At 34.2% G+C, this 20343-nt stretch carries 28 protein-coding genes and 1 tRNA gene; 21 read left to right on the top strand and 8 right to left on the bottom strand.

Annotated features, from left to right (window positions below; all coding sequences use genetic code 11):
- The 6 genes from R1F52_08050 to R1F52_08025 are packed head-to-tail and all read left to right on the top strand — an operon-like array spanning nt 1 to nt 2661.
- The gene (locus tag R1F52_08050; protein WOV93037.1) at nt 1-717 is read left to right on the top strand and encodes a 30S ribosomal protein S4e; all 717 of its coding nucleotides are present in this window, start codon (nt 1-3) and stop codon (nt 715-717) included.
- A 2-nt stretch (nt 718-719) separates the two neighbouring features.
- Nucleotides 720-1241 carry a 50S ribosomal protein L5 gene (locus R1F52_08045; GenBank protein ID WOV93898.1) on the top strand — a complete coding sequence of 174 codons (522 nt, stop codon included), beginning with the start codon at nt 720-722 and terminating at the stop codon, nt 1239-1241.
- Complete coding sequence (locus R1F52_08040) at nt 1241-1420, top strand: 30S ribosomal protein S14 (protein WOV93036.1); 180 nt, start codon at nt 1241-1243, stop codon at nt 1418-1420. The genes R1F52_08045 and R1F52_08040 overlap by 1 nt, the downstream gene beginning before the upstream one ends.
- A gap of 45 nt (nt 1421-1465) precedes the next feature.
- The gene (locus tag R1F52_08035; protein ID WOV93035.1) at nt 1466-1819 is read left to right on the top strand and encodes a 30S ribosomal protein S8; all 354 of its coding nucleotides are present in this window, start codon (nt 1466-1468) and stop codon (nt 1817-1819) included.
- A complete protein-coding gene (locus R1F52_08030) occupies nt 1809-2363 on the top strand; it encodes a 50S ribosomal protein L6 (protein WOV93034.1) in 555 nt (184 codons plus the stop codon). Before R1F52_08035 ends, R1F52_08030 begins: the two co-directional genes overlap by 11 nt.
- Before the next feature lie 4 nt (nt 2364-2367).
- A complete protein-coding gene (locus R1F52_08025; GenBank protein WOV93033.1) occupies nt 2368-2661 on the top strand; it encodes a hypothetical protein in 294 nt (97 codons plus the stop codon).
- On the opposite strand, the gene R1F52_08020 is transcribed toward R1F52_08025, so the two are convergent.
- Nucleotides 2648-3757, bottom strand: a complete 1110-nt coding sequence (locus R1F52_08020; protein WOV93032.1) for a hypothetical protein — start codon at nt 3755-3757, stop codon at nt 2648-2650. The two genes, R1F52_08025 and R1F52_08020, sit on opposite strands and share 14 nt — an antisense overlap.
- Nucleotides 3758-3872: 115 nt before the next feature.
- Between R1F52_08020 and R1F52_08015 the strand changes: the two genes are divergently transcribed.
- Nucleotides 3873-5558, top strand: a complete 1686-nt coding sequence (locus R1F52_08015; protein ID WOV93031.1) for a helicase C-terminal domain-containing protein — start codon at nt 3873-3875, stop codon at nt 5556-5558.
- Between the two features lie 4 nt (nt 5559-5562).
- Here R1F52_08015 and R1F52_08010 read toward each other — a convergent pair.
- Nucleotides 5563-5639, bottom strand: a tRNA-Asn gene (locus R1F52_08010).
- Nucleotides 5640-5770: 131 nt separating this feature from the next.
- Here R1F52_08010 and R1F52_08005 point away from each other — a divergent pair.
- The 8 genes from R1F52_08005 (at nt 5771) to R1F52_07970 (ending at nt 9925) form a co-directional block, all read left to right on the top strand.
- Nucleotides 5771-6877: an ATP-grasp domain-containing protein gene (locus R1F52_08005; protein WOV93030.1), complete on the top strand. Its 1107-nt coding sequence runs from the start codon at nt 5771-5773 to the stop codon at nt 6875-6877.
- A 1-nt stretch (nt 6878) separates the two neighbouring features.
- Nucleotides 6879-7787 carry a succinate--CoA ligase subunit alpha gene (locus R1F52_08000; GenBank protein WOV93029.1) on the top strand — a complete coding sequence of 303 codons (909 nt, stop codon included), beginning with the start codon at nt 6879-6881 and terminating at the stop codon, nt 7785-7787.
- Nucleotides 7788-7871: 84 nt separating this feature from the next.
- Nucleotides 7872-8087 (top strand): CbtB domain-containing protein, encoded by a 216-nt coding sequence (locus tag R1F52_07995; GenBank protein ID WOV93028.1) that lies wholly within the window; start codon nt 7872-7874, stop codon nt 8085-8087.
- Nucleotides 8088-8106: 19 nt separating this feature from the next.
- Entirely contained in the window at nt 8107-8805 is a 699-nt protein-coding gene (locus R1F52_07990; protein ID WOV93897.1) for a CbtA family protein, read from the top strand.
- Between the two features lie 102 nt (nt 8806-8907).
- Nucleotides 8908-9057 (top strand): DUF1246 domain-containing protein, encoded by a 150-nt coding sequence (locus R1F52_07985; GenBank protein WOV93027.1) that lies wholly within the window; start codon nt 8908-8910, stop codon nt 9055-9057.
- Nucleotides 9058-9070: 13 nt separating this feature from the next.
- Nucleotides 9071-9223 (top strand): DUF1246 domain-containing protein, encoded by a 153-nt coding sequence (locus R1F52_07980; GenBank protein WOV93896.1) that lies wholly within the window; start codon nt 9071-9073, stop codon nt 9221-9223.
- Nucleotides 9189-9353 (top strand): hypothetical protein, encoded by a 165-nt coding sequence (locus tag R1F52_07975; protein WOV93026.1) that lies wholly within the window; start codon nt 9189-9191, stop codon nt 9351-9353. The genes R1F52_07980 and R1F52_07975 overlap by 35 nt, the downstream gene beginning before the upstream one ends.
- Nucleotides 9350-9925, top strand: coding sequence for a DUF1297 domain-containing protein (locus R1F52_07970; protein ID WOV93025.1), 576 nt, complete (start codon nt 9350-9352; stop codon nt 9923-9925). The genes R1F52_07975 and R1F52_07970 overlap by 4 nt, the downstream gene beginning before the upstream one ends.
- A 2-nt stretch (nt 9926-9927) precedes the next feature.
- On the opposite strand, the gene R1F52_07965 is transcribed toward R1F52_07970, so the two are convergent.
- Nucleotides 9928-10254, bottom strand: coding sequence for a winged helix-turn-helix domain-containing protein (locus tag R1F52_07965; protein ID WOV93024.1), 327 nt, complete (start codon nt 10252-10254; stop codon nt 9928-9930).
- A gap of 224 nt (nt 10255-10478) precedes the next feature.
- Between R1F52_07965 and R1F52_07960 the strand changes: the two genes are divergently transcribed.
- From R1F52_07960 to R1F52_07950, 3 genes are read left to right on the top strand one after another with little or no spacing between them, the layout of a single operon-like run.
- Entirely contained in the window at nt 10479-12341 is a 1863-nt protein-coding gene (locus R1F52_07960) for a threonine--tRNA ligase (protein WOV93023.1), read from the top strand.
- A 5-nt stretch (nt 12342-12346) separates the two neighbouring features.
- Nucleotides 12347-13213, top strand: a complete 867-nt coding sequence (gene speB / locus R1F52_07955) for an agmatinase (protein WOV93022.1) — start codon at nt 12347-12349, stop codon at nt 13211-13213.
- A gap of 26 nt (nt 13214-13239) precedes the next feature.
- Nucleotides 13240-13830 (top strand): CDP-alcohol phosphatidyltransferase family protein, encoded by a 591-nt coding sequence (locus tag R1F52_07950; protein WOV93021.1) that lies wholly within the window; start codon nt 13240-13242, stop codon nt 13828-13830.
- Here R1F52_07950 and R1F52_07945 read toward each other — a convergent pair.
- From R1F52_07945 to R1F52_07935, 3 genes are all read right to left on the bottom strand, one after another.
- Nucleotides 13827-14114 carry a 30S ribosomal protein S26e gene (locus R1F52_07945; GenBank protein WOV93020.1) on the bottom strand — a complete coding sequence of 96 codons (288 nt, stop codon included), beginning with the start codon at nt 14112-14114 and terminating at the stop codon, nt 13827-13829. The genes R1F52_07950 and R1F52_07945 overlap by 4 nt on opposite strands.
- A gap of 389 nt (nt 14115-14503) precedes the next feature.
- Nucleotides 14504-15118, bottom strand: coding sequence for a hypothetical protein (locus R1F52_07940; protein ID WOV93019.1), 615 nt, complete (start codon nt 15116-15118; stop codon nt 14504-14506).
- A 17-nt stretch (nt 15119-15135) separates the two neighbouring features.
- Nucleotides 15136-15627: a hypothetical protein gene (locus R1F52_07935; protein ID WOV93018.1), complete on the bottom strand. Its 492-nt coding sequence runs from the start codon at nt 15625-15627 to the stop codon at nt 15136-15138.
- 365 nt (nt 15628-15992) lie between these two features.
- On the opposite strand from R1F52_07935, the gene R1F52_07930 reads away from it, so the two are divergent.
- Nucleotides 15993-16850 (top strand): PfkB family carbohydrate kinase, encoded by an 858-nt coding sequence (locus R1F52_07930; GenBank protein WOV93017.1) that lies wholly within the window; start codon nt 15993-15995, stop codon nt 16848-16850.
- Nucleotides 16851-16880: 30 nt separating this feature from the next.
- A complete protein-coding gene (locus R1F52_07925; GenBank protein WOV93016.1) occupies nt 16881-17861 on the top strand; it encodes a sugar kinase in 981 nt (326 codons plus the stop codon).
- A gap of 1 nt (nt 17862) precedes the next feature.
- Here R1F52_07925 and R1F52_07920 read toward each other — a convergent pair whose 3' ends face one another.
- Nucleotides 17863-19458, bottom strand: coding sequence for a CTP synthase (locus R1F52_07920; protein WOV93015.1), 1596 nt, complete (start codon nt 19456-19458; stop codon nt 17863-17865).
- A 119-nt stretch (nt 19459-19577) separates the two neighbouring features.
- Between R1F52_07920 and R1F52_07915 the strand changes: the two genes are divergently transcribed.
- Nucleotides 19578-19886, top strand: a complete 309-nt coding sequence (locus R1F52_07915) for a hypothetical protein (GenBank protein ID WOV93014.1) — start codon at nt 19578-19580, stop codon at nt 19884-19886.
- On the opposite strand, the gene R1F52_07910 is transcribed toward R1F52_07915, so the two are convergent.
- Nucleotides 19883-20296, bottom strand: coding sequence for a transcriptional regulator (locus R1F52_07910; GenBank protein ID WOV93013.1), 414 nt, complete (start codon nt 20294-20296; stop codon nt 19883-19885). The two genes, R1F52_07915 and R1F52_07910, sit on opposite strands and share 4 nt — an antisense overlap.
- Nucleotides 20297-20343 lie beyond the last annotated feature (47 nt).

Genomic DNA, 20343 nt, shown 5'->3' with positions numbered 1-20343 from the left:
TTGGTCAGTATATCTGGAAGTAAAAAACTCAAACGTCAAATGGCTCCTATGTTTTGGAACATTACCCGAAAAGATAAACGATTTGTAATTACAGTACGACCAGGAAGTCACTCTAAACATCGCTCTATCCCAACTGCAGTCTTCTTACGTAATACACTACAACTAGTCTCAACTCTGAGAGAGGCCAAAGCTGCCATTTATTCTGGTTATGTGCAAGTGGACGGTGTTGTGCGAAAATCACTTCATCACTCTATTGGTTTAATGGATGTAGTAGAGCTTGAAAATCATTCGTCTATTTACCGTCTTGTCCCAAAGGATGGATATTTACTTCGTCCAATAACAATAGATGCTAGTGAAAAAACTAAAAAACTTTGTAGGGTAAAAACTAAAACAACAATTTCTGGCGGATTAACACAAATTGGATTTCATGATGGTCGTTCTTTACGTACAGATACACCTGTAAACATTGGAGATACATGTGTTCTTCAGGTACCTGAACAAAAAATACTTGATGTATTACCACTTGAAATAGGATCTTTGGTCACTATAACTCGTGGACTAAACGCCGGTCAAATGGGCACAATAAAAGAAATTCACGATGGCACATTTATTTTACAAAAGCGTCTTGTGGTATCATTAAAGGGTAGAGAAATTAATATTCCTACTGATATAGTTATAGTAGTTGGTAAGGGAAAACCAGTAATACAAATAGAGTGATGATTATGGCTGAAACTGAAAATATAATGAGAAAAATTAATCTTAACAAAGTAGTCTTGAATATGGGCGTTGGACGCTCTGGTGATTCAATTGAGGTTGCAAAACGTGCAATGGATCAAATCTCTAGTAAAAAATCATGTGCTCGTAATGCCAAAGCTGCTCAACGTGATTGGGGTATACGTAAGGGTGAACCAATTGGGGTTGCCGTTACCGTCCGTGGTCAAGATGCTAAAGATTTGTTGAAACGTCTCTTGGAGGCAATAGGCAATAATCTCAAGGGTAAATCTTTTGATAATTTTGGAAACGTCTCATTTGGTATACTGGAGCACATAGATATTCCTGGCATAAAATATGATCCACAAATTGGAATTCTGGGTCTTAATGTATCAATATCTATGACTCGACCTGGCTTTAACATTCGAATCCGTAGTAGACATAAATCTCATATTGGTAAAAAACATCTAATAACAAAACAAGACGCACAAAATTATCTAACACAAGAATTTGGAGTTGCAATAGTATAATGGTTAAAGATCGTTCCTATGAATTTACAGGAAGGAAAAAACATGATTTTGGCCGTGGTTCTAAATGGTGTAAGCGTTGTGGCGATTATACTGCTGTGATACAAAAATATGATCTTCTGTTATGTAGGCGTTGCTTCAGAGAAGTGGCAATCTCTTTGGGATTTAGGAAAAATATGTGATGAATGATGCCTGCAACTAATATCCTCGCCAATCTATTTGTAACCTTGTATAATACCGAAGCTCGTCGTAAGCATAAATGTATAATATTACCAACGTCTAATCTCGCAGTAAAAGTTTTAGATGTATTGCGTGAACATGGATATATTGGTGAGTATACACACATTGCTGATAAACGTGGTGGCAAATTTGAGATTGAATTATTAGCTAAAATTACTAAATGTGGTGCTATATCTCCACGATTTCGTGTAGGTAAAGATGAATACACACGTTGGGAGCAGCAATACCTTCCATCATACTATCGTGGAATGTTACTAGTTACAACTAATCAAGGTATTATGTCACACCATGATGCTGCCAATAAAGGAATTGGGGGATTTTTGATCGGATATGTCTATTAGATCTGAAAAATTAACTGTATCTGTTGTCATACCTGAGGGTGTAAAGATAACACTGAACAAACGTATGCTGAATGTTACCGGCCCACTTGGAATGGCATACAAAAGTTTTCGAAAAATCCCTGTCAATATTGATGTCTCTGATGATAAAGTTGTACTAAATTCTGTAAGTGGTCGTAAGAAAGATTATGCAATACTAAACACATCTCGTTCGATTGTGGATAAATTATGTCGTGGTGTTATTACTGGATATACTATAAAAATGAAGATAGTTTTTGCTCATTTCCCTATTACTGTTAAAACTAAAGATGATTTTGTATTGATTGAAAATTTCCAAGGTGAACGTGCAATGAGAACCTCACGAATAATGGGTAATGTCAAAGTAACACCAAAAGGTGATGATGTAATAATTACTGGGTATATACTTACGGATGTAACTCAAACTGCCGCCAATATTGCACAGGCTACCAAAGTAAAAAACAAAGATCATCGTGTATTTCTGGATGGTATCTATCGTTTTGAAAAAATCGATTCAATAGAGTCCTAGTAAAATGGCGCTAAATCCTGAATTTAAAAAACAAACTGCGAATCTTATAGAGACTACTCTTGAACTGTACAAAACTGCTGGAGATTCTAATCGTATACAAGATGTGTGGGGTTGTAAAAATACCGGCGATTTTTTATGTGGTTTTTTTGTTGGTGAAATGATGGGATCTGCTCTTAGTGTATTTCATGCAACTTGCAAGAGAGAGCCAACTAAGGAAGAACACCTAGAAATTGCAGAACTCATTGAGACTGATTCTGTTAGCATAAAAGATTTCTTTTTTAAACTCAACTCAAAATAGACCAACCACGACTAAGCAATGTGGGAATTGATGATGGAAATACACAGATTGGATTTCCACTGGGACGGAAAACACTTTCTCTGTTATCCATACACTCTGATTTGAATTTAGATATTTTTGTGGATTTTGAAATATCAAATTTTTCTAGAATCTCTATTAAACTCATATTTTTCGTGTACGTTCCATCATGGTCTTTGAATCCAGAAATTACTAATTGACCACTTTGATGTGGTTGTATTGAAAAAATCAAGTGCCAATACCCATGCTCATCTAAACTTTGAAAATTTTTAATTTCTGCATCATCAATTACAATGTCAAATTCTTCATAAATTGAATTTATTGGTAATTCTATATTTGCACTCATCACAGCAGGCCAACTATTGTATGTGTATAATGTTACATTATCGCCATTTTCATTGAATTTGCCATAAGCAAACCAAACTCCTGAATCATACCTGAATTTATAATCTACGCCTTTTCTATCTACGGTGATATTAATTATGCTCAAATCCCCAATTGCAAAGCAACTATAATATGATATGTTCTTTATGCCATTTTCTGGATACATTGTAAAATTTATAATCTCATTTGATTCTATGACTGATATCTTGTCTGATCTTCCCATATCCAACACTGAGTTATTTCCGTGAATCAGAGCTAAAACCTCAATATTCCGTACAGCGTCATCTCCATAGTTGTAAATTCTTCCAGTTAGATGACCGTCATCATGAATAATTAGCGTATCATCATAAATCACACTCACCGTCTTGGTTGATTCATTTACGACTGTAAATTCTAGCTGCACTGCCACACTTTTTATGTCGCTCTCATTCAAAAATTTGAATTTAAATGGTATCTCTGAATTCGGTTCTATGTTTGATATGGTAAATGTCTCGAGTCTTTCATCTATACTTACTTGAATTATTGGAATAACTGACACTGATTCATTATTCTTTATAGCTCCGACCATGGTGAAATGTTGATTTGCATCCACAAACTCACCTCTAGATTCTTCAGGTATCCATACATCTGCATACGCAATAGTTGTCAACATTGATGATATAATTAGACCGATAATCATTCTATGAATAATCATAATTTTATCAACACTTTGCCAAATTTAAATCACAAAATCTATTTTCTCTGTGTGATTATTTTGTATCACATCTACAACAATAGGATTTAATGTATCTATATTCTGTAATGATATATTGTCGATAAGTGAATCTTTTTTAGATAATTTTCCAACTGGATTTGTACCTCGTCTTGAACAAAAAACAATTTTACAAGATATACAGGATGCTGTAAAATCTAATTTTAGAAATATTATTCTATGTGCCCCTACAGGAATTGGAAAAAGCCACATTGCAGTAGCTAGTGCAAAATCTATTGGTTCCTCTTTCATTATTACCGCACAAAAAATTCTTCAGGATCAATATACCAAAGATTTTCCATCTATTCTACCTGTAAAAGGAAAATCAAATTTTCCTTGTCTTGATTTGTACTATGAACAAAAATTAACATATGAACAAGCCGCAAATGATCCTACTTTGAGTTGTAGCAAGGGTGTATGTTCATGGGTTGAACGTGGTAATGACGGTACTGACAAAACAATACAATGCAAGTATAAACCTGAAAAAAACATTTTCTCCGTCACACACGCAGGCACTGATCTTGAGATTGTATCGATACCGGATGAAACCACTTGTCATTATTATCTACAAAAATACAGAGCACTAAATGCAACACATTCGATATTTAATTACCCTAGTTACTTTCAGACCAGAAAATACTCTCAAGGTATTCAAGAATATCTGGACAGAGATTGCATAATTGCTGATGAAGCTCATGAAATTGAGAGTCAAATAATTGACTTTATTGGCTCGGATATTACCCAACGATACTTAAACGACGTCAATCTTGATTTTGACAATTTTGATATAAAAGGTATAGATGACATCAAGAATCTAATCCGTGTACTAGGTGATGAGTATGATAAACGTGCAAATGATCTCAAGAATGATGAGACTGATCCACAACGTAACATCTATGAATATCGGCGAGATAAAATGGATTCACTCTTGACTGAAATTCGATTGGACGCAGAAAATTTAGTTGCCCAGTATACCTCTGATAATTCTAACAAAATAAATGTGATTCATGTTAAACCGATAAATATATCCAGATACACTGATCAATTTTTTGATGCAAAATTTAACATATTTGTCAGTGCGACCATAAATAAACGAATGTTTTGTAAAACTATGGGAATTGATGAATCTACATGTGCGTTTATTGATGTTTCAAAATCACCATTTGCTGCAAAACATCGAAAAATAGAGTTTTTAAATTTAAAAAAATTAAACTACAATACTACCAATTCTGAATATGCTGTTATTTATCAAAAGATTAATGAATTATTACAACTTCATTCCAACGAAAAAGGTCTAATTCTGACCACAAATAAAAAACAATGTTTTGATCTATTTGACCATGTATCAGATCCCAGTCGATTAAAAATGGTTCATGGTGATGTTGAACAACAGCGTGAGGAAATAATTCGACAACACGTAACAACATCTGCTCCACAAGTATTGGTATCTCCATCACTTTGGTATGGTGTGGATTTAAAAGATGATTTATCTAGATTTCAAATAATACTAAAGACGCCATATCCTTCTCTTGCAGATGAACGTACAAAAATTAAAGCTGCCAAGCAACCTTTGTGGTATCAATATGTTACATTAATAAAATTACTTCAAGGATTTGGACGTAGTATTCGTAATGATAAAGATTATGCAATCACATATGTTATAGATACATCTGCACACGATTTAATCCATAAAATGCGTTTGTTTGTGCCCAAATCATACGATGATATTTTACAAATAAAATAATTGATGGCGCCGCCCACCAGACTTGAACTGGCGACCAACGGATTAACAGTCCGACGCTCTACCACGCTGAGTGAGGGCGGCACTATTTACACAACATTTGATCAAGTGTTTAATCTTTACTCAAATTCTAAACATTATACATTCTGTATGGCATTATACAGCTGTTGTCTATATACGCCTACGATTATAAATAGTGTTTTTGGTTTGATGTTGTGCGGTTATTAGAATATCAGGCCAAGGAACTATTTAAAAAATTTGATATTCCTGTCTTGGATGGTAAAACATCTTTTGATATTACCACAGGAAAGAAACACGCAAAAATTTTAAAATATCCATTTGTAATCAAGGCCCAAGTTCCAGTTGGTGGTCGTGGTAAAGCTGGTGGCATTCAGGTGTGTAAAAACGATGATGAATTTAATTTAAAATATACTCGCATTCTAGATATGACCATAAAAGGGGAAAAAACACGAGCTGTTCTTCTTGAAAAAATGGCAAACATAAAACAAGAATTATACCTATCTGTATTTTTAAATCGTGGAAAACGATGCTATACGATTATAGCGTCATCTGACGGTGGAGTTGAGATTGAATCTGTTAAAAATCAAATTGTAAAAGAAATCCCAATAGGTTTAGTCCCACAAAATGTTGCAAAAGATGTTGCCAAACAGATGAACCTTACTGGTAAACATGCATCTACAATTGTTGAGTTTTTGAAAAAATTAGCCAAACTGGCAAAAAGTGCTGAATGTGAATTGGTAGAAATTAATCCACTTGCAATATTAGATGATGGTGATATAGTTGCACTTGATGGTAAAGTTATCACTGATGACAATTCTAATTTTCGACACCCAGAGCTTGCAAAATATAATGATATGACTGAGTCTGAAAAAAGTGCAGAGAAATATGGATTTACACTTGTTGAATTGGACGGTAATGTGGCCGTAGTTGGTAATGGAGCCGGTCTTGTAATGGCCACTCTTGACATGTTGTCTGATCATGGTGGAAAACCTGCCTGCTTTTTAGATGTTGGTGGTGGGGCTACAACTGAATCTGTATATCGTGCTCTGGTGTTGATATCTAAAATGAAACATGTGAAATCTATCTTGATCAATCTTTATGGTGGTATCGTAAAGACTACTACTGTGGCTGCGGCCTTTATCAAGGCATATGATGATGGTGTGATTAATCTTAAAGTCTTTGCTCGTTTAATGGGGACTGAATCTGAAAAATCAAAAGTGATGTTAAAGGACACAAAAATTCAACTGTACGATAATATTGAACAGGCAATAACTGCTGCAGTTGCAAAAAGAGGCGCTTAAAATGACTGATATTTTTCATTTACTTCGAGGTAAGAGAGGCGATCCAAATTTTAATAATCAACCTGTAATAATTCAGGGAATTACTGGTAGTTTTGGTTCAGTGCATACTAAACTTATGATGGAATATGGTACCAATATTGTAGCAGGCGTTGTTCCAAAAAAAGGTGGACAAAAATTCAATGGTGTTCCAATTTACAATACAATGAAAGAAGCCGTTTCTAAAACTGGTTCTAAAATATCAGTAATGTTTGTACCTGCCCCNCTTTTTCTAGGTGCTGCACAGGATGCATTAAACGCAGGCATAAAATTATTAATTGCCATTCCAGAACATGTGCCTGTTATTGATACCATGCAGGTGTTGGAATTGGCAAACAAGAAAGATGCGATGATGATTGGTCCAAACACTCCTGGGTTAATAATTCCGGATTTAATTAAACTTGGCATAATGCCTGTAAAACCATTTACTCCTGGTAATATTGTTGTATTATCTAAAAGTGGAACGTTGTTGTATGAAATTTCAAATAGTTTGTCTTCTGCTGGTTTCGGTCAACTAATCACTGTTGGTGTTGGAGGTGATCCGATCAATGGAATGCGACCTATTGATATGTTTGAAATTATACGTAAAATAAAAAATCTTGAGGGTTTGGTAATTGTAGGTGAAATTGGAGGTGATGCAGAAGAACTTCTTGCACAAAGAATAATCGATTTTGACTTTACTGTTCCCACTGTTGCGTTTATAGCTGGTCGTGCAGCTCCCAAGGAGAAAAGAATGGGTCATGCAGGTGCTATTATTTATGGTGATTATGGCTCTGCTGAATCCAAAATTGCCATGTTTAATAAAGCAAATATTCCTGTTGCAAAACGTCCCTCAGAAATACCAATTTTACTGTCAAGTAAATTTCAAAAATAATACTCTGATCAATACTGATTAATTTTTGGTATTGAATCATCTATATACAATAATTTAAATACTTAATCTGTGGTGTGTCATTAAATGCTAGAAAATGGATTACTAACTACCTTTAGTACACCGATCTCTAAATTTGCTCTAACTATTTTGGCATCTTTATGTATATTTGGTATATTTATTGCCGGATTTGATCAGGGCCATATTTTTAGTATCATTCAAGGTGCCGATGCCTTTGATGTACAATATCTGCATGAGCTTACTCATGATATGAGACATGCAGCCGGTTTTCCATGTCACTAGGTGACACTAGTTGAAGACTGTGACATTTCTGTTCATAGTGTTAGTGTCTGGTTTTTCAGCTGGCATTATACATGGTACATTTAATCTATTTGCAGCAGAACCATACTTGGATAAGGCAATATATGATGAAGTACAAAACTCCCTTGTTGTTGAGGGATTGGATGAAACTTTGGAGATCTGGATTGAACATGATGCATATAGGAACTGGCAAAAGGGTGGTCAAATCTTAGCAGGTGGCATTTTAGGAATTGGAATGGGCTCATTGTTCGGTATTGTCTATGCATTATCTCTAAATAAAATGAATGCCAACCCACTTCGTAAAGCATTCATCATTGCAGGTATATTGTGGTTGGTGATCTTTTTCATACCATTCCTGAAATATCCTTCTCAACTACCTGGCTCTAATGATCCTGAAACTATTGATACTCGCGTGGCACAGTATTTCTCACTAGTTGGAATTTCTGGTGTATCTGCACTTGTATTATATGTTTTAAATTCAATTTTCAAGAAAAAAATTATTTTTCCGATATTCGGTTACGCAATAATAATCGCAATATCTTTCTTATTGCTTCCTGACGCTGAATTTACAATCTTCGAGGGACCACATGAATTCCGAATTGCATCAATTCTTGGTGTTACTATATTTTGGTTATGCGCACCTCTGTTTTTGGGTAGTCTGTGGTCAAAATTTGATAAATTACAACAAAATACACGTTAATTTGAAATGTAATATTCTTGTCTAGTGTGGTGTGATTTTTCAATAATGTGTTATAATACTAATTGGTAATATACATAAAGTGATGATACTAATCATATCATATTGTCTATCGCCACACTTGGTTCTCATTGTGCATTGCAGGTATTGAAGGGTGCGGATGATGAAGGTCAAAAGTCTATTCTAATTTGTGAGAAAAAACGTGAATCTTTGTATCGAAGATTTGATTTTATTGATGATTCAATTCTAGTTTGACACATTTTTAGACATACTGGAACCAAAATGTAAAGACATACTACACAAGGAGGATGCCATCCTGATACCTCACGGTACAATGATTGCACAGATGACAGATTCACAGATAGAGTCCATAGACGTACCAATTTTTGGTAACAAACACATTCCTTCGATGGGAATCTGATCGTCTCCTAAAAGAAAAATTGATGAAAGAGGCCAAGTTGCGTGTACCTGATTCAATACAGCCTAATGATATTGACAGTTTGGTTATTGCCAAACGACACGGAGTGCAGGGGGGAAAGGCTATTTTATGACCTCTAGTTTTGAAGATTTTAAAAGACAATGCGATGTCTTGATATCTGAAGGTCTGATTGCTAATTATGATGAAATGTATATTCAAAAATATGTCTCTGGTGTACTTGCATACTTGCAATATTTCTTCTCTCCACTAACTGACACATTGGAGTTTTTTGGTGCCGATAGACGACTTGAATCTGATATTGAAGGGTTGTCTAGAATCCCTGCAAAGCAACAGCACACCGACATGATGTCTTCTTTTAATGTTATAGGGAACACTCCTATGGTTTTACGCGAGTCACTTCTTCAAGAAGTCTATGATATGGGTGAGCGATTTGTAGATACTGCAAAAATGCTTGTATCGCCAGGTATGAATGGACCTTTTTGTATTGAAGGCGTGTATGATGCTGATGCTACATTTTACTCCTTTGAATTTTCTGCACGTATTGTAGCTGGAACCAATATTTACATGGAAGGTTCACCATACACTACACTGATGTATGATTTCCCTATGAGCATGGGACGCAGAATTGCACTTGAAGTGAAAAATGCATCAAATAGTAATAAACTAAATCTGATAACTACTTGATTCTAATTCGATGTGATTTTTAGTGATGGTTCTATTCCTGAAATGGTAATCACTGCTTGTCTTATCACACTTTTATACATTTTATATTTTCTCCCACTATCTGTGATGTTATATTCGTCTACTCTGATCAATCCCAAATCCTCCAACTCTTTTAATTTTTTATACACTGTACTTTGAGGAATGTTGTACTTTGTTGCTATATCTGATGCAGCTTTTGCTGATTTTATAATACTGAATACAATCACTCTTGACTCACTGTCTGTTAAAGTCTCCATGATCTTCTGTGTTGTGTCATATTTCTTTAATCGTAGTGGTGGAATCTTTGCCATTAATAATACAAATTTGATGTTTTTTTAAAATGTTTTGCTAATTATTACTATATAATTATTAGTTGGTAGACACGATACGTATCTCATAACTCCTGAGAATATCAAAAACTAGGGCTCATATCGCAATTCAAAGATGACTCATATTGACATCGTCTATGACAACAAATCCAACAAGGAACCTGTTTTTCATAACATTTATTCATTAATTAAAATTATGATAAAACATGCAAATCCTAGCACAACACTGTGATTCCATTCAATACTTGCCCATAAAACAAGAAATAAAAATTGCCGATAATATTGAACCGAAGGAAGTAAATCTACAAGATCTTGTGGTAGCATTTATCAGTGTGGAGAGTGGCGATGATAACTCTACTGCAAAAACTGCCTCACATGATATTATTGCATACATGCAAAAACTTGGATGTACACGTTTACTCTTGTATCCTTTTGCCCATCTTAGCTCAAACTTGGCAAAACCATCTGCAGTCTTGCCAATACTTGACACACTAATGGAACATCTCTCTGAGGTAGAAACCCACAAAGCTCCATTTGGATGGAACAAATCTTACACCATCAAGGTTAAAGGTCATCCACTAGCGGAACACTCTATACACATTGTTGGAGGAATACCTGACAGAGAACCTGATTCTGTTGAATCTAGCGCCATGGCCTCTGAATCCAAATTATCTTCTTCATGGTATATTCTTACTCCTGAGGGTATCATGATACCAGTTTCAGATTTTAATTTTGCAAAATATACCAATCTTGAAAAACTAGCAAAATATGAATCATTAAAGAAACGTGGCACATCTCAACGCCCACCTCATATTGAATTGATGAGACGATTATCCATAGCTGGACATGAACCTGCATCCGATCAGGGTAATATTAGATTCTATCCAAATGGCAGATTAATTAAATCTCAAATTGAACGATACGTGACTGAAAGAGTCAAAAAATATGGTGGATATGAAGTTGAAACTCCAATAATGTATGATGTGAATCATCCTGCTCTTTTAAAATATTTTAATCGGTTTCCTGCTAGACAGTATAATATAACTTCGGATAACAAAAGCCTCTTTCTGCGTTTTGCTGCATGCTTTGGTCAATTTCTCATGGCACACGATTTTCAAATGTCATACAAAAATTTACCATATCGTCTGTATGAACTAACTCGTTATAGCTTTCGAAGAGAGCAATCCGGTGAATTGGTAGGGCTCAAACGATTACGTGCATTTACAATGCCTGACTGCCATGCGTTTTGTAGAGATTTACCACAGGCAATCTCTGAAATTGAAAAACGCTTTGATTTATCACAAGATGTATTGAATAATCTTGGCATTGCACCTGATAAATATGAGATGGCCGTTAGACTTACACATGATTTCTACAATGATAATAAAACACTAGTAAATGATCTTGTAAAAAAACATGGAAAACCCATACTTGTAGAGATGTGGGATGACAAGTTTTTTTATTTTGTGTTGAAATGGGAATTTAACTACATAGATGAATTTGGCAAGGCCTCTGCATTATCTACTGATCAAATTGATGTAGAGAATGGTGATTTATTTGGAATAAAATTTATTGATGAAAACAACAACCCTCAGACACCATTAATTTTACACAATTCTCCATCAGGGGCAATTGAGAGGGTAATCTTTGTTTTGCTTGAAATGGCAGCTCAAGATGCAAAGAGGGGTACTAGACCTCAACTACCTTTGTGGATGGCCCCCACTCAGGTCCGCCTCATACCCTTATCTGAAAACTTTGTAGATTTTTGTGATGATCTGGCCAACAAATTATCACATGAAAATATACGCGTTGATTTAGATGATCGAATACAAAGTATTGGGAAACGTATACGTGATGCAGAGAGGGAATGGGTTCGATACTTGTTGGTTATTGGAGACAAAGAGGTATCATCTGATGATCTGAGCGTGAGGGATAGGACATCAGGTAACATCTTGACTATAAAACTTGATGATTTTATAAAAAAAATCCAAGATGAAATTGGTGATAAGCCTAGAGTCGCTCTGAACCAGCCCCGGCTCTTATCTATGAGACCACAAACGGCGGTATAATACACATGAGTTTTCTAGATCTATACACCAGTGGAGATCCTTTATTGACCAGCTCTGAGACTGGTAATCCTACTGCCACCGTTCTGGGCATTCCTTTTGACTCTACCCATTCTTATCTACCAGGTACACGTTTTGGACCAAATGCAATAAGAGAGTCATTTAACAATATTGAAATTTTTCATCCAAAATTTGGTGTGGATTTAGAAAAAGTTCAGATAGATGACTTGGGAAATCTAAATCATACTGTAGTTGCAACTGAAATGTTGGAGATGACTAGCAAAACAGTATCTAGTATTCTTGATACAAAAAAATCTAAAAACCTATTCATACTTGGTGGCGAGCATTTACTGACCCTTGGAGTTTATAATAGCATGCCGCCTAACACTGGTTTTATTGTGTTCGATGCGCATTATGATTTAAGAGATGAATATGCTGGAACTCCACTTAACCATGCATCGTATCTGAGAAGATTAGTAGAGAAACACGGTTCAGAGAATATTATTCATGTTGGTGCTAGGGCATTTGTTCATGAAGAGTTGGAATTTCTAAAAACAAATAATATTAAAACTATTACTGATGATGATATTCGAGATAATAAAGCAACTAAATTGTTAACTGATATGAGTAGTGTCTTTGATTCTGTGTATACTAGTTTTGATTTAGATGTTATTGATCCAGGATTTGCACCTGGTGTTGGAAATCCTGAAGCAGTTGGTGTTACACCAAGAGAGTTGTTTGACTTGATATATTCTTTGCAAGAAAGAAACATTATAGGTACAGACATTGTTGAACTCAATCCATTACGTGATAATGGTTCGACATCCTCTATTGCAGTGAAAATTTTGTCTACCATTCTAGCTATGAATATTTAAACCATACACTATTCTCAATACAGTATATGCTCAATAATATGCGTGATTCGTTATCACCAGCACTTGAAAAGATTGGCCGAGGATTTGCAAAAACAAAATTACCTGCAACATTTTGGACTATTGTCGGACTTGTAATTGCACTTGTGTCTGGTATTGTATATGGATTTGATGTACAATCGTCTCTACTTTTAGGTGGTGTTTTGCTACTTGTTTCCGGATTCTTTGACATTGTAGATGGTCAAGTGGCTAGAATCACCAAAACCACGACAAAGAGTGGTGCGTTTTTAGATTCTATATTTGATAAAATTGCCGAAGTTGTAATTTTTATAGGTATTCTAGTTGGACAGTTGGCCGAACCAATACTAGTGATTCTTGCATTATCGTTGTCTCTTCTAGTAAGTTACACTCGTTCACGTGCAGAATCTTTAGGAATAATGTTGCAAGGTGTTGGAATAGGTGAGCGTGCAGAACGACTACTTGTAATTGCACTTGTAGGAATTGTTGGATCCATTGTCGGTGTTATGGATGTAATGAATTATGCCATGATCATAATATGTATAATTGCAGGAATAACTTTTATTCAAAGAATAATTATCTCTGCTAAAAAACTAGACTAACGTAATCTTCCACGTTGTCTTCTTGATGACTCTGATTTAATTTTTAATATGCCAAAATGAATTGCACATGAAATACAATACCATTTTAGAATTTTCGGTGTTGCAATATATGCTCCACTAGCACGTAATTCTTTTGCTAGTGTGTGCTCTACAAGATTTAATCTAGACGTCACTTTTTTTGTCTTATCTTTTGGTACTGTCTGTCCGCAGTTTGTACACTGTACAAATCCTGAAGACCCCTTTCCTCCTTTTTTCCTTCCTCTACTAGCACGTTTTAATGGCATGTATCAACATTAATTTTGCCTACTTATAATCTTGTTTAGATTGAGTTCTGTGATGTTATGATGGATAAATTGGTTGCCATCCTACATATGATGAATCAAATACGTCAATGAAACAAGGTAATTCGTTTTCGCCAATATATTTTATCAAAAATGTGTATATTGTATCAATGTTTACCATCTATGAATTTAAAATCATTATTATATTATTCCGCCTGACAATTTGAATATTTGTCTAGGATGATCACATATAATTCCAAATTCACTCCATATACGCATAGTTACTGTATCAGATGTACCTCCAGAGTAGTGATACGGTGAGAAAAATCCTGTATCTGACGATGCGATTAAAATATTAGAATTAGGATCATTAAGCGATATTTTGAAAGTAATTACCTGCGCAAGTATTTCTTGATCTGATGTATTTGGATATTTTTTACGAATCTCTCAAGCTGTTTTGATTCTTGTCCTACCTGTTCACCATGAGCATCAATAACCTCCTTTTTTTGTTCCTCTTGCCATTTAGGCTCGCTAGTTATGGGTTTAGCACGCTTTTTGATTTCTTTACGCCTCCAATCTTTTCGTTTGTATTTTTTATCGTAACTTTGTTTTAAATTTTTTGACATATGATTCACATTATGGAGATTTTTTGTAATTTGTTCTTGATCCAATTGAGTTTTTCGTAATTTTGATAATAAACCTCGCATTTTATGTTCAGATGAACTTATGATACTAACCGCATTATCATAGAATTTCTCTTTCATTATTAAATCCAACATATTTTTTGGTACAAATGTGTCCTTTACTGCTTGTGATAAAACTCTAAAACACTCTGATTTCACTTTTGGTATAGCTATTCCCTCTACATGCGGAGTTTGTTTTTTGAATAAACTAAATAATTGAATTGATTCATCATAAAATGTATGTTTTACAATTCCAATATCTTTAAGATTTTCCAAAATACTAGCAGACACAATCACATTAGTATCAGGTATTATCTTATACATTGCATTGATGTCCACAATTACCTATTAATGCTCAAGTTTTCTATCAACTTTGTATATTGAAGTTTCAGTTGTTCTTTATCAATTGATTCTATATTTGTCTCTAAATGTTCTATGAGGTTTGTACTCGATGCTACATTGCGTAGATGTTGTGTGTTTTTTAATACACGATTTATTGTTTGTTCATTTATTGTAAATACGTTTGTTGTTTCAAGGATTCTTTCTATTGGTTGTAATAATACCAAAGAGTCCTTTGCAATCTTTGGATTATCATTTGCTTTTTGAGAATTTTTAAAACGGTATTCCATTTTGTCTAAAACTAATTCTACATTACGTATGACCTGATAGAAATAAAAACCGTCAGATTGTTGGATTTTCAACCATTCTAATTTTCGTTCTTTTAACAATTGCCGTAATTTGTTAAGACCATCAAGTATGATCATATTGACTTTGCCAGTTTCTTCCATTTTATCTAACGAATTTTTAATTTCCACCAAAGACTGATTTTTCAATTATTTTTATATTTTTTTATCTTTTATAAATGATCATTGTCTTGTGTATGTGTGATTTGTGTATTCCCCTCATAGATTCCTTTGCGTTTTTATCTTGACAAGCAATTACATCTTTGTTCTATTGAAATATATTTTTTTGAGATTTTATAAATTATTGATTATGTATTTGTCTTATTGATTATGATTTTTTTGGTCCAAGTACTGTATTTAGTAGTTTAAAATTTTAAGATTTACTTCCACTTTGCAGAGAATATAAACTCTAATTTTCCTTATTTTTAGCCATAAATGCTTACTGTGGAATATATCATTTCTATAGACAAATATGTGCAAAACGACTAAATTTATAACCAAAATTAGTTTATCATATGACTAAATCACTATCTGTTTACTCACATTGTACTCTGGATTCTATATCTCTGCATGACGGTTCATTTGAACACGCTGGTGGTTCTGCATGTTATTGTGGGATTACTGCTCACAACTTGGGTGTAGATGTAAATCTATACACAAAATTCGGTCCAGATTTTAAATCTACAATATTTGATAATTACAACATTACCCTCAAAGATTCTACATCTACAGTCAATACTACAAGATTCAAATTATTAATTAATAATTATACAAGGACACTGTATGTTTTGAATCGTTGTGAACCAATAACTTCTGTGTGTCAAGATAGTGATGGAATACTTGTCAGTCCAGTTTTAGATGAAATATCCCCCGAATTACTCGCTGATGTTAAAAAGAAATCAAACTTTATATTTCTTGATCCTCAAGGTTTTAACCGTAATGTAGATTCGAATAATGTTGTCTCATATGTGAATAAAATACCTGATCTCTCTGATATTACTGCTGTAAGGGTAGATTCTAATTTCTATAATGACATAACTGATACCAAACCTTTACAAAAAAAAAATGTTAAATTTATTTTATTTATTGATCCACAAAACATATCAATGTTAACTGGAGATCGTGTATACTCTATGTCGTTTCCTAATATTTCAGTAATAGATACTACTGGAGCCGGTGATATCTTTTGCTCATCTTTTGCCTCCACATATCTGAATGAAAAGGATGAATTATGGGCCTTGTGTTTTGCGGCAGGTGCAAGACAGGCTGCATTGGATTCAAGAAAAATAGGTCTTGATAAGATACCTAAACGCAAAATAATTGAAACCAATGCCGTCTACTTTTATAATACTATAAAATTTAGACATGTCTAAGCTTTTATTGTATAAATTCTTTTAATTATTGTGAAAGTTGGTATATACGAATCAAAGATTCTTCATACTAGAGAGATTGAAGAAATTCTTGCTCAACATAATATTGAATCATTTAGAGTGACCACATCTAACATTAAATCTGATTATATAATTACACTCGGTGGTGATCGAGGTTTACGTAACTATTTTCATGATGTTGTACACTTGGCAACACCAATTTTAGGAATAGCTGAATCTGACAGTAATGAAATTATAACTCAAATATCTTTGAAAAATTTTCATACACTTTTACCACGTTTGAAAAAAAAAAATTACCATACTGAACATGTTCCATCTATTGATGTGACTATTGATGACAAGAATACGTTTCATGTACTAAATGATTTTGCTATATTTCCATCTAAAAGCGCAGTTATGATGGAACACACTCTGAGTATAAACGACCAAAATGTATGGCATGATAGTGGTGATGGAATAATAGTGTCTACCCCACTGGGATCCTCTGCATACTCTATGTCTGCTGGCGGTCCAATGTTATTTCAAGACTCTAAAGTATTTGGCATCGTTCCTGTAAATTCTATTGATGTGACGAGAAGACCTCTTGTGGTATCTGATTCTAGTACTGTTTTGATTGATGATATCTACTCTTCAATTCATTGTGATGTAGTACTAGATGGAATACGTCGTGTTGTTGTAAAAAATAAAGTTGTGTGTACAAAATCCACACCACGACATTTAGTACGTTTTGATAAAAAAGCTACTACCATATCTGTACTCGCTAAAAAAGTCCAACTAGCAGATGATTTATTGAAAATGCCCCCCAGTTTCAAACTTTTACTTAAAACATTAGAGTATGAAGGCCAATTAACTAAAAAAGAATTATCTGCAAAAACCCTACTTCCTGACAGAACAATACGCCTTGCTTTGAGCCATCTAGTATCTAAAGGATATATTCGACGTAAATTGTCACAACGTGATGGCAGACAGAGGATTTATGAAACTATACTATGATTTAATTTGATGCGATTTTTATAAATTCTACAAATGACTCTTCAGGATACCCTGGTCTACTATTAAATTCGGGATGAAATTGTGTAGCAAAAAAGAATGGATAATCTGTAATTTCTAAAATCTCCATCCTCTTTCCATCCATACTATTTCCAGAGAAAATCATTCCGTTTTTTGTAAATAAATCATCATATTTTGTGTTAAATTCATATCTGTGTCTGTGTCTTTTTTGAATAATTTCTTTTCCATAGATTCTCTGTGCCCTTGAATCTGTCTTTATCTTAATTTGACTACCGCCTAGCCTTAGTGAGCCTCCCATATCTGTCACACCGTTTTGCTCAGGTAGTATGTCTATAATCTTATGATTTGTATTTTTATCTATTTCAGTAGAATTACCGTCTGTTAAATTACAATACTTTCTACCAAATGCAACTATTGCAAGCTGAAATCCAAAACAAATTCCTAGATATGGTATTTTCTTTTCCATACAATACTGAGCTGTGTTTATGATTCCCTCAAATCCTCGAACTCCGAATCCTCCTGGTATTACCACACCATCATACTTTGCCAATATATTGAGATCTTGTATTGTCTCTGAATCTATAAAATCTAATTTTATCATTCTATCACAACTAGAACATGCATGACTCAATGCTTGATTGACACTGACATAACTATCTGTAAGACTAACATATTTTCCAACTAGAGCAATTTTTACTTGTTTATACTCTTTGGTCATTGCATCTGTAATTCCATTCCACTCTTCCCATTTTTTCAAATCTCTATTATTCACCTGTTTGAATCTTTTAAAAATTGATTCTGTTAAGCCTTGTTTATGTAATAATTGTGGAACTTGAAAAACTGATTCAACATCATGACATGATAAAACATCTTTTTCTTCCACATTAGAAAATAAAGCAATCTTTTTTTTCACATTTTCATGTAATGACTCTTTGCATCTTACTGCCAAGTAATCTGGCTGAATTCCTATTTTACGCAGCTCTTGCACACTATGCTGTGTGGGTTTTGATTTTTGTTCTCCGACAACATCTAGTATTGGTGCTAGCGTAACATGAATAAATACTGAATTTTGCATACCCTCCTCAAACCTAATCTGTCTCATGGCCTCTAAAAATGGCAAACTCTCGATATCTCCAACTGTTCCACCACACTCTACGACAAGAATATCCAATTTTTCTTTCTCAATTATTTCATACAATCTTCTTTTAATCTCATCTGTTACATGTGGAATAATCTGTACACATGCCCCCAGATATTTCCCCTCTCTTTCATCATTAATGACTGATGAGTATACTTGGGCAGTTGTAATATTATGCGACTTTGGCATATCTTGATTTAAAAATCTCTCATAATTTCCCAAGTCCATATCGCACTCTCCGCCGTCTTCTGTCACATAGACTTCTCCATGAGCTACAGGATTCATTGTACCTGCATCATAATTTAGGTAGGGATCAATTTTTACACAAGATGTTTTGTAGTTGTCTAATTGTAAAAGTTTTGCAATTGATGATGCTGTTATTCCTTTCCCAAGTCCAGACATTACTCCGCCTGTAACAAAAATAAATTTTGCTGTCTGCATATGCAACTACTTAACGACCATCTTTTAAACGTTTAGCGATTTGTTTGATTGGTATGATAAATAATTTATGATTCTTAGATACGGATAGATTTAAAACACTTAAAATTTTTTGATAACTATTGGCACAAATTGAATCAGTGATAAATGGTAGTAAAAATGAATTAGCAAACTCTAATATCTTTTATGCCCACGATACACCTGTAATGAATGATGCCTATCTTGCCTCAGAACTCTTACGCACACATAAAGAGATAACTATACACGGTATAGATCAATTGATACCAAACGCCGTCTCTGTTGCCAATATCTTAAATGAAAAAATACGTCAAGGTAACTGCAAGATTGCTAATGTAATGGTGGACAGTGAACTAGATCCACAACAAGGAAAAATGTTATCAATAATTACTATACGAATGACTGGAAACTAGATTGCCCCGGGACCTTTGAGCAACATACTTTCACATTCTTTACATACCCGTTCATCAATATCTGATTCCAAGTTGTGATGTATGTCACAAATTATCAAACTTGATTTGATATAATTGCATAATCCGATAAATTTTGAAAGACTTGATGGTGTATATGCTAAATCTGAGGCTAATCTTTCTGCGAGTTCCTCCAACATCTCTGCAATCTGTTTTTCTGCTAATAGTTTTTCAATCAACTTTGGATCGCCTCTGATTCCTCTGATATAATTACTAATTGCAGCTTGTGTCACTCCCAACATTTTTGATATGAGATTTTCTTTTACTTTATACTTGTTTGCCAACCTTCTTGCCAAAATCGCGCGAAGCGCAGGGATTAATGTTTTAGACTCGATCTCTGCTGGTAAAAGCATATGTAAAATTTTACTTTCACAGAATTTAAAGTTATCATGTATAACCG

The organism is Nitrosopumilaceae archaeon AB1(1) (genome assembly GCA_033471095.1).
Lineage (GTDB): Archaea > Thermoproteota > Nitrososphaeria > Nitrososphaerales > Nitrosopumilaceae > Nitrosoabyssus > Nitrosoabyssus spongiisocia.
This window is presented reverse-complemented; position numbering and strand designations above follow the sequence as displayed.

Bases quoted from the DNA above. Each gene is read 5' to 3' on its own strand.
- R1F52_07940 (WOV93019.1), bottom strand. From the start codon at position 15,118: ATGTATAAGATAATACCTGATACTAATGTGATTGTGTCTGCTAGTATT.
- R1F52_08040 (WOV93036.1), top strand. From the start codon at position 1,241: ATGGTTAAAGATCGTTCCTATGAATTTACAGGAAGGAAAAAACATGAT.
- R1F52_07950 (WOV93021.1), top strand. From the start codon at position 13,240: ATGCTCAATAATATGCGTGATTCGTTATCACCAGCACTTGAAAAGATT.
- R1F52_07995 (WOV93028.1), top strand. From the start codon at position 7,872: ATGCTAGAAAATGGATTACTAACTACCTTTAGTACACCGATCTCTAAA.
- R1F52_07970 (WOV93025.1), top strand. From the start codon at position 9,350: ATGACCTCTAGTTTTGAAGATTTTAAAAGACAATGCGATGTCTTGATA.
- speB (WOV93022.1), top strand. From the start codon at position 12,347: ATGAGTTTTCTAGATCTATACACCAGTGGAGATCCTTTATTGACCAGC.
- R1F52_07965 (WOV93024.1), bottom strand. From the start codon at position 10,254: ATGGCAAAGATTCCACCACTACGATTAAAGAAATATGACACAACACAG.
- R1F52_07960 (WOV93023.1), top strand. From the start codon at position 10,479: ATGCAAATCCTAGCACAACACTGTGATTCCATTCAATACTTGCCCATA.
- R1F52_07945 (WOV93020.1), bottom strand. From the start codon at position 14,114: ATGCCATTAAAACGTGCTAGTAGAGGAAGGAAAAAAGGAGGAAAGGGG.
- R1F52_08030 (WOV93034.1), top strand. From the start codon at position 1,809: ATGTCTATTAGATCTGAAAAATTAACTGTATCTGTTGTCATACCTGAG.
- R1F52_07910 (WOV93013.1), bottom strand. From the start codon at position 20,296: ATGCTTTTACCAGCAGAGATCGAGTCTAAAACATTAATCCCTGCGCTT.
- R1F52_07920 (WOV93015.1), bottom strand. From the start codon at position 19,458: ATGCAGACAGCAAAATTTATTTTTGTTACAGGCGGAGTAATGTCTGGA.
- R1F52_08020 (WOV93032.1), bottom strand. From the start codon at position 3,757: ATGATTATTCATAGAATGATTATCGGTCTAATTATATCATCAATGTTG.
- R1F52_08025 (WOV93033.1), top strand. From the start codon at position 2,368: ATGGCGCTAAATCCTGAATTTAAAAAACAAACTGCGAATCTTATAGAG.
- R1F52_07930 (WOV93017.1), top strand. From the start codon at position 15,993: ATGACTAAATCACTATCTGTTTACTCACATTGTACTCTGGATTCTATA.